The sequence below is a fragment of the Leisingera sp. ABM4_103 genome (assembly GCF_056158685.1).
The window spans coordinates 160,693-173,791 of the sequence record NZ_JBSWTU010000007.1; the positions used below are offsets into that span (position 1 = coordinate 160,693).

At 62.0% G+C, this 13,099-nt stretch carries 11 protein-coding genes and 2 pseudogenes; 6 read left to right on the plus strand and 7 right to left on the minus strand.

Going from position 1 to position 13,099, the window contains the following annotated elements; translation table 11 throughout:
* Positions 1-141: 141 nt before the first annotated feature.
* A pseudogene (locus ACXAED_RS23090) lies at positions 142-567 on the plus strand (transposase); the annotation flags it as partial.
* Between the two features lie 233 nt (positions 568-800).
* On the opposite strand, the pseudogene ACXAED_RS23095 reads toward ACXAED_RS23090, so the two are convergent.
* The 5 genes and pseudogenes from ACXAED_RS23095 to scpB all read right to left on the minus strand — a co-directional run.
* A pseudogene (locus ACXAED_RS23095) lies at positions 801-965 on the minus strand (IS110 family transposase); the annotation flags it as partial.
* A 213-nt stretch (positions 966-1,178) separates the two neighbouring features.
* Positions 1,179-2,900, minus strand: a complete 1,722-nt coding sequence (locus ACXAED_RS23100) for an OFA family MFS transporter (RefSeq protein ID WP_475053956.1) — start codon at positions 2,898-2,900, stop codon at positions 1,179-1,181.
* 248 nt (positions 2,901-3,148) lie between these two features.
* On the minus strand, positions 3,149-5,092 hold the full coding sequence (locus tag ACXAED_RS23105; RefSeq protein ID WP_475053958.1) for a sensor histidine kinase: 1,944 nt from the start codon (positions 5,090-5,092) through the stop codon (positions 3,149-3,151).
* A 24-nt stretch (positions 5,093-5,116) separates the two neighbouring features.
* Positions 5,117-6,475, minus strand: coding sequence for a sigma-54-dependent transcriptional regulator (locus ACXAED_RS23110; RefSeq protein ID WP_475053961.1), 1,359 nt, complete (start codon positions 6,473-6,475; stop codon positions 5,117-5,119).
* Positions 6,476-6,708: 233 nt separating this feature from the next.
* The gene (scpB, locus tag ACXAED_RS23115) at positions 6,709-7,443 is read right to left on the minus strand and encodes an SMC-Scp complex subunit ScpB (protein WP_475054080.1); all 735 of its coding nucleotides are present in this window, start codon (positions 7,441-7,443) and stop codon (positions 6,709-6,711) included.
* A 225-nt stretch (positions 7,444-7,668) separates the two neighbouring features.
* Here scpB and ACXAED_RS23120 point away from each other — a divergent pair, with 225 nt between their 5' ends.
* Genes ACXAED_RS23120 through ACXAED_RS23130 form a run of 3 tightly spaced genes read left to right on the plus strand, consistent with a single transcriptional unit; the run spans position 7,669 to position 9,977 of the window.
* Positions 7,669-8,541 (plus strand): tyrosine-type recombinase/integrase, encoded by an 873-nt coding sequence (locus tag ACXAED_RS23120; RefSeq protein WP_475053963.1) that lies wholly within the window; start codon positions 7,669-7,671, stop codon positions 8,539-8,541.
* Between the two features lie 12 nt (positions 8,542-8,553).
* On the plus strand, positions 8,554-9,756 hold the full coding sequence (locus tag ACXAED_RS23125; protein ID WP_475053965.1) for an IS91 family transposase: 1,203 nt from the start codon (positions 8,554-8,556) through the stop codon (positions 9,754-9,756).
* A complete protein-coding gene (locus ACXAED_RS23130) occupies positions 9,753-9,977 on the plus strand; it encodes a hypothetical protein (protein ID WP_475053968.1) in 225 nt (74 codons plus the stop codon). Before ACXAED_RS23125 ends, ACXAED_RS23130 begins: the two co-directional genes overlap by 4 nt.
* 332 nt (positions 9,978-10,309) lie before the next feature.
* Here the strand turns inward: ACXAED_RS23130 and ACXAED_RS23135 are convergent, their stop codons facing one another.
* Both ACXAED_RS23135 and ACXAED_RS23140 read right to left on the minus strand, forming a co-directional pair.
* On the minus strand, positions 10,310-10,603 hold the full coding sequence (locus ACXAED_RS23135; protein ID WP_259966347.1) for a CcdB family protein: 294 nt from the start codon (positions 10,601-10,603) through the stop codon (positions 10,310-10,312).
* A 12-nt stretch (positions 10,604-10,615) separates the two neighbouring features.
* Positions 10,616-10,837: a type II toxin-antitoxin system CcdA family antitoxin gene (locus ACXAED_RS23140; RefSeq protein WP_222482133.1), complete on the minus strand. Its 222-nt coding sequence runs from the start codon at positions 10,835-10,837 to the stop codon at positions 10,616-10,618.
* A 22-nt stretch (positions 10,838-10,859) separates the two neighbouring features.
* Between ACXAED_RS23140 and ACXAED_RS23145 the strand changes: the two genes are divergently transcribed.
* Together ACXAED_RS23145 and ACXAED_RS23150 are read left to right on the plus strand one after the other, a co-directional pair.
* Positions 10,860-11,918 (plus strand): tyrosine-type recombinase/integrase, encoded by a 1,059-nt coding sequence (locus ACXAED_RS23145; protein ID WP_475053971.1) that lies wholly within the window; start codon positions 10,860-10,862, stop codon positions 11,916-11,918.
* 240 nt (positions 11,919-12,158) lie between these two features.
* A complete protein-coding gene (locus ACXAED_RS23150; RefSeq protein ID WP_475053972.1) occupies positions 12,159-13,097 on the plus strand; it encodes a recombinase family protein in 939 nt (312 codons plus the stop codon).
* Positions 13,098-13,099: the final 2 nt, after the last annotated feature.

A 13,099-nucleotide genomic window follows, 5' to 3' on the forward strand; every position in this document is an offset into this window, starting at 1 on the left:
CAGAGCTAACTGAACTACGCGGACTCTAAGGGGAGCACGTCACTGATCACGCAGATCGCGATCTTGGCCAATTGCACGTCCAGTCCGACAAACTGTCTCATCCCGTAAGTCCTCCATGAAGATCCTATGCGGGAGCTTCGACAGCTGCAGAAATTGCCCGGCATCGGCCCCATCACCTCTACGGCTCTGTCGGCTTTCGTGCCACCAATGGAAAATTTCCGGCGAGGTCGTGACTTCTCAGCTTGGCTGGGTCTGGTGCCGCAGCAGCACTCCAGCGGCGGGAAACAGTAGCTCGGACGAACGAGCGAATCCGGTCAGCGTGATATCCGGCGCTTGTTAATCATCAGGGCAATGGCGTTGATCTTCGGATCCAATGTTCGGACGCCTGCTGAAACCTCTTGGTTGGGACGCATTCTGGTCCGCAAGCCGCGATTGCTGGCTGCGAACGCACTTGCGAACAAGATGGCCCGTATGTTGTGGGCCATGATCACCAAGAATGAAGAGTTTCGGGGAGGACCGCTTTTGGCACATAGAAGGATCCAGAAGCACCGCTTCGAAAATGAGTGAGAAGCTGAAGCTGTATGAAATTGATCGAAAAGATCGGGGTTGAGAAAATCAGGGTTACAGAGAGAGCTACGAGCTCCGTTTGATGTTTTGAGCTAAACCTGCGGATCCCATACCGGCCAGTATGGAGTGTCCCCTAAAAAGTCTGACACATGGACGCATTCGATCATATGATTTCATTTGAGGCTTAAACCTGCAAAACCGGGGCTACCCACACATGCTGTAATCGACCACCTGCAGACTTCCATCGCCACTAGGCAGGGCGGCAACTTGGCCAAGAATTCAATCACTTGGGCCCTTCTTAGCTTCTTGAATAAGGCAGCACTGCCTTTGCTGTCATTACCATGGACCTGGAACGCATTTTTTGCCAGATTCAGTCCGACCGTGATAGTCTCCGACATGACCGCCTCCCAATATGGATCGTTGCGATCCCACCTTGGCACACTGATGCCGTCGGGCGGCGGTTACAGTATCAGAGCCAGAAAACAAGGGAAAGTTTAGGAAAAAACGTAGGAAAAGTGCCAAGCGACAATAGATTTCAAAAATTGACTAAGGCGCCCTTAGTGTAGTCTGCATCCGCAACCGGGGCACACAGCGTGCCCCGGCAAGAAGTATTACTCTCCGGGAACGGTCTGAAGCTCCGGCTCTTCGTGGTGGTGATGCTCTTTCACCGGTCGCATGGCGAGATTGGCAAAGAAGGCCACCGCCAGCAGCGCCGCCATGCAATACATCGTTGTATTGTAGAGGCTGGGCGTCGGATCCACGGTGCCCGCGGGTGCGATCTCCATCAGCTTGGCAATGGTCACGGTCTTGGCCGCCACCAGCTGGTCCAGCTGAGCAACGGGTGCGCCGAATTTCGCGGCAAAGGCGGCAGGATCCACTTTGGCAGCCAGGTCCTGGATCGCGCTGGTCACCGACATCTGCCGCAGCGAGGTGATCGCCAGCGGCCCCAGCACGCCCGCGGTCGACCAGGCGGTCAGCAGACGGCCGTGGATGCCGCCCACATGCATGGTGCCGAACATATCCGCAAGATAAGCTGGGATGGTGGCAAAGCCGCCGCCGTACATCGAGAAGATCAGCATGGTGGCCAGGTAGAAGCCGCCGAGATACAGCAGCGAGGGGTTGGCCGCAGCCGCCGACGCAAAATAGGGGATCGACAGGTACAGCACTGTGCCCAGCACGAAGAAGCACATGTAGGTTGCCTTGCGCCCGATGTAATCCGAGGCAGACGCCCAGAAAAACCGCCCAGCCATGTTGAAGACCGAAATCATCAGCACATAGGTCGAGGCAAAGGCGGCGGTTGCCACCAGCGGCATCACCGAACCAAAGACCTCCGTCATCATCGTCTTTGCGACGCCGATCACGCCGATGCCGGCCGTCACGTTGAAGCACAGCATCACCCACAGCTGCCAGAACTGCGGCGTTTTCAGAGCCTGGTCGATGTGGACGTTGTTCTGCGTCACCAGCCCCGAGGCTGCGGGTTTCGGCTGCCAGCCTTCCGGCGCCCAGTCCTTGGCCGGAACCCGGTATTGGAAGGCGGCCAGGATCATCACCACGAAATACACGATGCCCAGGGTCATGAAGGTCTGCGCGGCGCCAGTGCTGCCGGTACCGACCACATAAGTGCCAGCCTCACCGCCGAAAACAGCCGCCTGCGCGGCGCTGGCAATCACCACTTCAATTTTGCCCTGTGCGGTTTCAGCAAACACCCGGCCGTTCTCTACCACGGTCTGCACCGCGTCGCGAGGGCCAAGGTAGGTCGGCGCGGTTTGGTAAAGTTCCAGCAGCCAGCCCTTGACCGGCGCAGCGATCATCGCGCCGCCGCCAAAGCCCATGATCGCCATGCCGGTCGCCATGCCGCGCCGGTCGGGGAACCAGCGCAGCAGCGTCGAGACTGGAGAGACATAGCCGAGCCCCAGGCCGCAGCCGCCAAGCACGCCGTAGCCCAGGTAGACCAGCCACAGCTGATGGCTGGAAATGCCGAAAGACCCGACGATGAAACCGCCGCCCCACAGCAGCGCCGCTAGTACCCCGACCATGCGCGGGCCGACTTCCTCCAGCCATTTGCCGGCGAACGCGGCGGCCAGGCCGAGGAAGACGATGGCGACCGAGAAGATCCATACCACTGAGGCCAGGCTCCAGTCGCCGGCGCTGGAGGCCACCACCCCCAGCTCGCGGGTGAGAGGCGGGTTGAACACAGACCAGGCGTAAACCGAGCCGATGCAGAGGTGGATGGCGATGGATGCCGGCGGAACGCGCCAGCGGTTGAAGCCGGGTCCGGCAGTTATGTGATCCTTGTGCAGAAAACTCAGCCTGCCGGGTAATGGCGTACTCATGTTGTGTCCTCCCTAGTGCTGTTCCGGCGGCCGCAACCTCCTATTGCGGCCGTCCCGAATGGCCCGCGGCAATGCGCCGTAGCTTGACAAAGGCGGAGAGAGGACCCAGCTGTCAAATAAATAATTTAGCAATAACAATAGCTTATTGCGTATTTCTGTCTGTCCCGCCGAACCGCTTCGGGCCTTATCAGGACATTCTGTCCGCGCCATTGAGGCGGCACTTGAAACTTTGCGCCAATTTGTCCCGATCAGGTGCCGGCGGGCGAGGGGAGAAAAATTTCGAACCGGCTGCCCTGCCCGGGCTCCGATTGCACAATAATGCGGCCGCCTGCGCGACTCACCAGCTGATGGCTGATCGACAAGCCCAGCCCGGTTCCCTGCGCCTGCTTGGTGGTGAAGAACGGATCGAAGATGCGGTTCAGCAAGTCTGCGGGGATGCCTGTGCCGGTATCCTCTGCTATCAGGAGCACTCCATCCGAAGTATCCTGGGCTGTCAGGGTTAGGCTACCGCCGCCGGGCATCGCCTGCACCGCATTCAGGATGAGATTGACGATCACCTGCTGCAATTCGGTGCGCGATATCCTGACCTGCCCGGTGCTGTCGAGCTGGGTTTCCGCGGTAACACCAGCAGCCTCGATTTGGTGGCGGGTTAGCACCAGGCAGTCGGACAGAACCTCTGCCGGGCAAATCAGCCCAGAGGCGCCAGAATATTCCTCTGGCCGGGCGAACTGAAGCAGCTTGGAGACGATCACGCCGATGCGGTAGACCTGATCGTCGATCAGCCGGAATTCCTCCTCGACCGGTTCCGCGTGGCAGCCCAGCACCGTCCGGGCCAGATCCAGGTTGCCCTGGATCACCGCCACCGGGTTGTTGATTTCATGCGCTACGGACGCAGTGATTTCGCCGACCGCGGCGAGTTTCTCGGAGACAATCAGCCTCTCGGTGGTCCGTTCCAGCCTCTGGTTTGCCTCACGCAGATCCGCGGTGCGCTCCTCGACCTTGGCCTCCAGGCTTTCGCCCCAGTGGCGCAACTGCCGGTCACGCTCCTGCACCTGATCCAGCAGGCTGTCGAAATGCGCAGCCACCCGGGCAATCTCACCGCCGTCATCCTGCGGGCGGTTGCGGGCATTAAGATCGCCTCGCTCGACCCGAGAGATGGTCCGAGTCATGCCCTCGAGCGGGCGGAAGATGCGCCCGGCCCACCGCAGGAAAAGCGGAACCGACAGCGCAGCGATCAGCAGGAAAGCGCCGCCGAGCGTCAGCGCGGAGCTGCGCTTGGCTTGGCGGAACGGGGTTTCCAGAAAGCCGACATAAAGCATTCCGGCCCGGTTGCCGTGGCTGTCGAGGATTGGCTCGTAGGCGGAAATGTACCAATCGTTCACCACAAATGCCCGGTCGAGCCAGGTGTCGCCGCGCCCCAGCACCTGGCCGCGCACCTCGGCCGAGACCCGGGTGCCGAGCGCGCGCACGTTTTCGAACAGCCGCACATTGGTGGAGATCCGCACGTCCTCCAGAAACAGCGTTGCGGTGCCCTGGCTGCCCTCCGGCAGGCTTTGCTCGCGGTAGACCAGCGCGTTGATGGTGTCGATGAAATCCAGGTTGCGGTTTAGCAGCCGCCCGCCCACCAGCACCGCTTTCTGGCCATCGGGCAGGGCGACCGGGGCCGCGGAGTGGATGATCATGCCGCGGGTCTCGGCGGTGCGGTCCGTGGACACAGCCGCTTCGGTGGCCACCAGCGGGATGGCTGCGCGGGCGGCGAGGCCGGGGGCCAGCGCATCAAGCTGGGAGGCATCAAGAATGTCGACGGCACTTTGCCATTGGCCCTGCAGCGCGCCGCGGATGACCGGCCAGTCGGCGGGCGAGAAAGCGGCCCGGTCACCGGGGCCGGCGAGATAGAGAAAATCGAGACCGAGCCGGGTCCGTTCCTGTGCGAGGAAATCCGTGCTGCTGCCCGCGGCGAGAGCGCTGCGGAAACGGACCGATTGCGCCACCGCATCCAGCAGCTCGCCCGAGGTGGCAGTCAGCCTGGCCAGATACTGGTCGGCAATGGTCAGATCTCCGTTCACCTTGCTGATCAGCAGGCCGTCGATTTTTTCCGACCAGCGCCAGGTGGCAATACCGAGCAGCAGCGGCATCAGCACCAGCATCGGCAGCAGCGCGATCAGCAGCAACCGGACCCGGACCGACTGCATGAGCGAACGAAGCCTTCGCACGGATTAAAGACCCCAGGCCGCGCATTTGCGGTCAATGGTCTTGCGCGAGACACCCAGCCGGCGCGCCGCCTCGCTGCGGTTGCCGTTCGCTGCCTCCAGCGCGTGCAGGATTTCGCGGCGCTCGACCTCTTCCAGCGGCAGGATGTCGGCAGCGGGACGGGGCGGGGCCAGGGTGTCCAGGGAAAAGCTTCCGAAGATCAGCGAACGTTCAATGAAATTGCGCAGCTCGCGGATGTTGCCTGGCCAGTCATGGCGCAGCAGGGCGGATTTGACGCTGGCGGCCAGTTCTAGCGGCGGCAGCTGCAGCTGGGCGGAAAATTCGGAAAGGAACAGTTCGGCAAGATCGACAATGTCGGTGCCCCGCTCGCGCAATGGCGGCATGGCGACTTCGACCACGTTGATGCGGAACAGCAGGTCCTCGCGGAAATTTCCCGCGGCCACCGCCTCGGCCAGCGCGCGGCTGGAGCTCATCACGAAGCGGACATCGAGCTGCACAGTCCGCTCAGTACCGACCGGCCGGATGCGGCCGTCCTCCAGCACTCGCAGCAGAGCATTCTGCGCCGAAGGGCTGAGTTCGCCGATTTCGTCGAGGAAGACAGTACCACCCTGCGCCGAGGCGAGCAGGCCTTCGCGGCCTGCAGGGGCACCGGGGAAGGCGCCTGGGGCGTGACCGAACAGCTCATATTCGATCACATCCGCCGGAATGGCACCGCATTGCACCGGCACAAAGGGCGCACCAGCGCGGCTGGAGCGCGCGTGCAAATGCCGCGCGGCAACCTCTTTGCCGGTGCCGGAGGCGCCGGTGATCAGCACCGGGGTAGAGACCTGCGAAACCCGGTCCAGCAGGGCGCGCACCTGGCTGACGGCCGGGGATGCTCCGACCAGCTCGCGGCGGCGCCGGCGCCCTACACCGGTGGCTTCCAGCTCCCGCCGCAACAGCATGTTCTCGCGCTTCAAGCGGGCCGTCTCGATGCAGCGGCGCAGGGCATTGAGGATCTGGTTGGAGCGGAAAGGCTTCAGCACAAAGTCCGAAGCCCCGGCCCGCAGAGCGTCGATCGCCGTTTGCAGGTCGGCGTAGGCGGTGATCAGGATGGTGTCGGTGAAACCGCCCTCCCGCCGCTGCTCCTCCAGCCAGTCGAGGCCTTTCTGGCCGGGCATGATGTTGTCGAGGATCATCACATCGTACTGCCGGGTATTGAGCAGGGCCGCCGCGCCTTCGGTGTTCCCGGCCTCGTCCACCAGCTGGCAAAGAGGGCGCAGGGTTTTCACCAGGAAATTGCGCATGCCCGGCTCATCGTCCACGATGAGAATACTTGCTTGCCCGAGCGGGTCGGCCAGCCTTGCCATATCTGTTTTTGTCATACCTGCCGCTCTTCAGTGGAGTAGACTTGGACTATTGTCGGATTCATGTTCTTTGTCGAGAGAACAGGTCTTTTTGCTTCATCATCCACTTCGACATGGCTTTGTTGCTGCAACCGCCTCCCGACGGCATCGGTGTGCCAAGGTGGAATCTCCTCCGCCTGCCCCGTCCGGGCTGCTGCAGGCGGCGGTTCGGGATCATGCCAGCCGCTGCGCTGCCTGACTGACGGGCGGCGTCACGATGCGGCCAGCCCGGCATCCTCCAGCTGTTCCCGGTCCGGCAGGTCGCTCAGAGCCTCCAGCCCGAAGGCCGCCAGGAACTGCCCGGTGGTGACGAAGATGTAGGGCGCCCCGCGCCGGGGGCTGCGCGGGCCGGTGGCGATCAGGCCGCGGGCGTGCAGCCGACCGGTCAGGTCCCGGCTGATTTCCTTGCCGAAGATCTCCTTCAGCCCGTCGCGGGTGACCGGCTGGTGGTAGGCAATGGCAGCTAGCACCGCCACGTCGAATTCGCTCAGATCCAGCCCCTGCCCGCCGGCATCCGCCGCCGCCCGGATCGCCGGGGCGTAGGCGGGCCGGGTGCGGAGCATCCAGGCGCCGCCGGCGCAGGCGATTTCGTAAGGCCGGTCCGCCAGCTCGGCTGACAGGTCCTCGATCAGCAGCTCGACGGAGGCCCCCTGCCCCACAACGCGGGCCAGACCCGCCCGCGGCACCGGCGTGGCGCTGGCGAACAGGACCGTCTCGATCCGCCGCATCCATTCCCGCCACCGGTGGCCGGCCGGAAGGTCCGCCAGCTCCCGCAGCAACGCCTGGGGCACGTCGCCCCTGCTGAACACAAGATGCAGATGCGCCAGCGCCGCGCCTGACAAAAACGCCACATCTTCGGGTGCTTCCGGGCAGCGGCCGGTGACCCAGCCCGGCACCGGGGGTAACGTGGCTGGGTCGTGCGGGGGCTCGGGCCCGGCGTAGGTCAGGCCACAGACCGTAGCGGGCCGCGGCGCTTTTGATTACAATATTATGTGGAAACCGCCGCGCCTTCCTGCTTCTAGTTATGTCCAATAATATTGTATTGGACTAAACCGCTCGCGCGGTACAGGCGCCCGTTCCCACTGCCCCGCGCAAAGCCGGCCGCGGTCTTTGCAGAAAGGTACAGCCGTCGTTTGATTGGGACCTTCTCAATCAAACGACAGGAGGTTCCCATGTCCAGTGAACATGTTTCGGCCCTGCGGCGGCGATTTCTTGAAGACATGCGCATCAAAGGCCTGAAGCCAATCACCCAGACGATGTATTTACGTTCGGTGCGGGAGTTCGCCAGGTTTCTGCGGAGGTCACCTGATTTGGCCACACCTGAAGATTTGCGGGCCTTCCAGCTCGATATGAAGGAAAAAGGCACCTGCGCGCCGACTTTCAACCACCGGCTTTCGGCGCTCAGTTTTTTCTTTTCCGTGACCTGCGACCGGTCAGAAATGAAGCGCTATCTTCGCTACCAGCGGGAGGCAAAGAAGATCCCGGTGGTGCTGAGCCCGAGGGAGATCGCGCAAATTCTCGCCGCGGCACCGGGTCCGGGACTGAAGTACAGTGCCGCACTCAGCGCCGCCTATGGATGCGGTTTGCGCGCGAATGAAGTCACCCATTTGAAAGTGTCCGATATCGACAGCGACCGAATGTTGATCAGGGTCGAGCACGGCAAAGGCCGCAAAGACCGGCAGGTGATGCTGTCACCCCACCTACTTGACCTGTTGCGCGCATATTATCGAGAAGCGCGTCCTGCGGGCTGGCTTTTCCCTGGCCGCAACCCAGCGGACCCGGTCTCAAACAGGCAGCTAAGCCGGGCGTTCCATGCCGCGTGCGACTTTGCAGGCATTAGGAAAAACGTGTCCCTCCACACTCTGCGGCACAGTTTCGCGACCCACTTGCTGGAAAACGGAACCGACATTCGGGTGATCCAGGTACTGCTTGGCCACTCCGCCTTGGAAACCACGACCGTCTACACCAAAGTGGCGGTCAAGACGATCCGGGCCGTGACGAGCCCGCTGGATCTGCTGAGCCTCGGGAAGGGCAGAAGAAGCTGACGGAGGGGCTCCGTGTCCCGGTCGTCACTCGAAGTCGCTGACATTTTCCGTACCTATGGACCAGCCTGGCGACGTGCAAATGCAGGTCATCTGAGCCTTGCTCAGCTCAAGGTCATGTCAGCAATCGAAAGCTGCCGGACCGCAGCCCTCGGCGGGCATGTCGCGGCTTGCGCAAAGTGCGGCCACCAGCACGTTTCCTACAATTCGTGCCGCAACCGGCATTGTCCGAAGTGCCAGGGACCAGCGGCCCGCAATTGGATGCAGGCCCGTGTCTGCGACCTCTTGCCAGTCGAATATTTCCACGTGGTCTTCACCCTGCCGGCACCGATCGCCCGAATTGCTCTGCAGAACAAGGCGGCTGTCTACGATCTCCTGTTCAAGGCATCGTCGCAGACACTCCTGACGATCGCTGCCGACCCCAAACATCTGGGCGCAAGGATCGGCATGACAAGCGTTCTGCACACCTGGGGATCCGCGCTGAGCCATCACCCCCATGTGCATATCGTCGTGCCGGGAGGCGGCTTGTCGCCTTGCGGCAGGCAATGGATTTCCTGCCGTCCAGGCTTCTTCCTGCCAGTGAGGGTCCTGTCCAGTTTATTCCGGAGGCTATTCCTGGAAGGCCTGAAAGCTCTCCATAATTCGGGCAAACTTGTCTTCTTCGGGGATCTTTCGGCTTTAGCCGATCCGGATAGCTTCGAGGCCCGTCTCTCCCCTCTTCGCAAGATTGCCTGGGTAGTCCACTCCAAACCGCCATTCGGCGGGCCCGAGGCGGTTCTGACCTATTTGAGCCGGTACACTCACAGGGTGGCCATCCCAAACTCGCGCCTGATCAGCGCCGACTCCGAGACGGTCGCCTTCCGATGGAAAGACTACCGGATCAAGACCTCCAATCGCCTGAAGGTCATGCATCTCGCGACCGGCGAGTTCATTCGCCGGTTTCTGACCCATGTCTTGCCATCGGGGTTCCATCGCATCCGCCATACCGGTTTCCTTGCCAATGGTGTCCGCCGCGCAAAGATCGAAATCATCAGACTTCGGCTGGCAGCGGCACTGCAAAACCAGCAGGAAACCGGCAACGACGAGCCTGATTGCTCAGATGAACAATGCGGGCGGCAGCGATGTCCTGAATGCGGCGGCACAATGGTCATAATCGAGACCTTCCCGCGCGGTCAGCCGCCGAAATCTCGCTCACCACCCGGGAGGACTGCTGCATGACGCGAAGGCAGGCACCACGACCGGCCGAACACCGCCCCGGCGGTGCATCTATTATTTTGTTTTTAAAAGAAAAATACGACTTCCAACGCACAATAGAGCCCGACAAACACTTCGACCAGAAAGATCAGCCAGCGTTTTCTGCCCCAGCCGCCTCGCAACTTGCCAGAACTCCAGCACGCTGGGCCATCAACCTGCTCAATCGTGACAAGCAATCCCCATAGAAAGAAATACTTCCCGCGCTTTCTTCCAAGGCAGGTTTGTGGCTGCTGGATGACGGGCATCCAGCAGCCACAAACCTATTTCATTATCGGACATAGAGGAATACGCTGCTGCGCAGTCCCAAATTCATCGGACATTCAGGGAAAAGATGGTCTCGGAGAGCAAGAAATCGGCGTCATCATCTGCCAGGGCCGGTAATGCTCACCTTCATCCTTTGTTGGCCGAATGCCTCGCAAGAAGCTGTCACTCGCTTCGCTCGAACGCGCATTTCCCGGAGAACTCTTATCAGAACGACGCAGACGAGAGAGATCAAGGGCAAGGCGAGACCCCACGCTCAAACCCCATCGATCAGAATATCCAGGGCGCGCTTCAACGCGTCACGATGCTCTGCCAGCGACCCGATGGGCTCTCCCAACTCCGCCCCTGCAACCGCGGCCAGTTCCTGAACCCTGACAATCCACATTGCCGCTTCGACCTCGACAGATGGCGTCAGCCCCGGGAAGGCCGTGTACCGGCCCGCCTCACGCAAGGGCGCCACGATGCGCGACGCGTCGATCCCGATCAGGTCGGTTTGCAGATCCACGACAAGTTGCCCGCCCTTCAGGCGGTAAAGATCGAACTGCGCCATCGGGGCCGCGCCTCAGAAACTTCTGTACCGGGCGAGCGGCAAACCGTCTTTCGCAACCTCATCGGCATAGGCGCTGATCGCAGCACTGTTCTCTTCACGCCAGCGCCGGTTCCGTTCAACCTTGGCGGCCTCGGCAATCGCCGCCTCTGCAAGGCGCGACATATTCAAACCCAGAGACCGGGCCGTTTCCGCCACATCTGCGTCCAGCGTGAGATTGACCTTGACACGTCCCATCGAAACCTCTCGGAGTATGCGTATGACACAGGAGTATAAGGCTCACACCTCCTCCAAACAAGATGAGCTTGGCGACATCGCTCTGCCTTCGCACGTCGCCGGCTCCGGCACGTTCGATCGGCTGGTCGATACCGCCCGCGGCTATGCCAGGGCCGCGGCCTCCGACAACACGCTGAAAGCCTACGCGAAGGACTGGAAACATTTTTCCCGCTGGTGCCGGCTGAAGGGGACGGAGCCCTTGCCGCCCTCGCCTGAGATGATCGGCCTCTACCTGGCGGACCTGGCATCCCCATCAGGCAAGACCCCTGCCCTTTCGGTCTCGACCATAGACCGGCGGCTCTCCGGCCTTACCTGGAATTATGCGCAGCGCGGCTTCACTCTCGATCGCAAGAACCGGCACATCGCCACAGTGTTGGCTGGGATCAAGCGCAAGCATGCGCGCCCACCCGTGCAGAAGGAAGCCATCCTGGCCGAAGATCTCCTCGCGATGGCCGACACCCTGCCCTACGACCTGCGGGGTCTGCGGGACCGGGCGATCCTGCTTCTGGGCTACGCCGGCGGTTTGCGCCGGTCCGAAATCGTCAGCCTCGATGTGCGCAAGGACGACACCCCGGACTCCGGCGGCTGGATCGAGATCATGGACAAGGGGGCCCTGCTCACACTCAACGCGGAAACCGGGTGGCGCGAGGTCGAGGTGGGCCGCGGGTCGTCCGCCCGGACCTGTCCCGTGCAGGCGCTGGAACAGTGGCTGCATTTTGCAAAGATCGGTTTCGGCCCGGTCTTCGTGCGCGTCTCGCGCGACGGCAAACAGGCGTTGGACACCCGTCTCAACGGCAAACACGTTGCGCGCCTGATCAAGAAGACCGTGCTGGACGCGGGCATCCGGGCGGACCTGCCTGACAAGGAGAGGCTGGCGATGTTTTCCGGGCATTCCCTGCGCGCAGGGCTGGCCAGCTCAGCAGAGGCCGGCGAACGCTATGTCCAGAAGCAGCTTGGACATGCCTCAGCAGAAATGACCCGCCGCTACCAGAGCCGCCGGGACCGCTTCCGCATCAATCTGACAAAGGCCGCTGGGCTCTGAACTTGAACGACAACGGCACTGCAGCGAAGCGCTTAGGCAAAACGCGTGCGGCAATGTTCCTGATCACAGCTTCAATTGGAATTCGCAGTTGAACGCGAGATCTGCCGGCTGCCGTGGCCATAGGCTGTCCATCACACCTGTTTTCAAACCTCCGTTTAATAGTGACATATTAAATTGAAAATTACTCCGGATCAGGCAAACTTGTGAACGATCGCCAATAGACAGCTTCAAGAATCCACCATGCCCTTCATCGGCTATGCCCGTGTCTCTACCGATGACCAGTCCACCGCCGCCCAGGCTGAAGATCTCCGGGCTGCAGGTTGCGCACGGGTGCATCAGGAACAGGCGTCCGGCGGCGACCGGACGCGACCGGTCCTGAACCGACTTTTTGAAACGCTCCGCCCAGGTGATACGTTGGTAGTCGTTCGTCTGGACCGGCTTGCCCGCTCGCTCTCCCACTTGCTGGAGGTGATCGAGGGGCTGGAGGCCAAAGGCGTCCACTTCAAGTCCCTGCGCGACCCGGTCGACACCTCCAGCCCACAGGGAAAATTCACCCTCCAGGTGCTGGGCGCCGCGGCAGAACTGGAACGCGCGCTGATCCGGGAGCGCACCTTGGTCGGTCTGAAATCGGCGCGGGCGAAGGGCCGGATCGGTGGCAATCCCGGACTGCGCAGCAAGGACCCCGGCGCCCTCCGCAAAGTACAGGCTGCCCGCGATGAGGCCCTGTTCCGGCGGCTGGAGGACAGCGCGCAGGACTGGGTTCCTGAAGTGCGCCGCCTGCGGCCCGATCTGCCGTGGGAGGACGTGGTTGGGATCATCAATGTCCGGCTTCCATCCGGCTCGCGGCAATGGTCGCGGGATAGGCTGATCCGAGCGGCGAAACGCTATGTCCGCGAAGGTTTCTTGGAAAGCCATGTCCTTGAGCGCGCCCGGCGCAGGGAGCCCGATGATCGGCTGATGACGATTGTTGCCGCCATTGCAGGCTCGGCTCCGGACATCACGCTTCAGCAGATTGCAGACCGGCTGGAGGCCATGCGCGAGCGGACACCGCGTGGGCGGGCAAAATGGTCTGTGTCTTCCGTCAAGATGCTGCTGGACCGCGCCAAGACCCGGGGCCTGATTCCGGTCGAGCGGCCCAAGCAGGATGAGCCGGAAACACAGGATGCCCCCCTGCCCTAGAC

Coding starts and splice junctions, on each gene's coding strand:
- ACXAED_RS23100 (WP_475053956.1), bottom strand. CDS start 2,900: ATGAGTACGCCATTACCCGGCAGGCTGAGTTTTCTGCACAAGGATCAC.
- ACXAED_RS23105 (WP_475053958.1), bottom strand. CDS start 5,092: ATGCAGTCGGTCCGGGTCCGGTTGCTGCTGATCGCGCTGCTGCCGATG.
- ACXAED_RS23110 (WP_475053961.1), bottom strand. CDS start 6,475: ATGACAAAAACAGATATGGCAAGGCTGGCCGACCCGCTCGGGCAAGCA.
- ACXAED_RS23120 (WP_475053963.1), top strand. CDS start 7,669: ATGTCCAGTGAACATGTTTCGGCCCTGCGGCGGCGATTTCTTGAAGAC.
- ACXAED_RS23130 (WP_475053968.1), top strand. CDS start 9,753: ATGACGCGAAGGCAGGCACCACGACCGGCCGAACACCGCCCCGGCGGT.
- ACXAED_RS23135 (WP_259966347.1), bottom strand. CDS start 10,603: ATGGCGCAGTTCGATCTTTACCGCCTGAAGGGCGGGCAACTTGTCGTG.
- ACXAED_RS23140 (WP_222482133.1), bottom strand. CDS start 10,837: ATGGGACGTGTCAAGGTCAATCTCACGCTGGACGCAGATGTGGCGGAA.
- ACXAED_RS23145 (WP_475053971.1), top strand. CDS start 10,860: ATGACACAGGAGTATAAGGCTCACACCTCCTCCAAACAAGATGAGCTT.
- ACXAED_RS23150 (WP_475053972.1), top strand. CDS start 12,159: ATGCCCTTCATCGGCTATGCCCGTGTCTCTACCGATGACCAGTCCACC.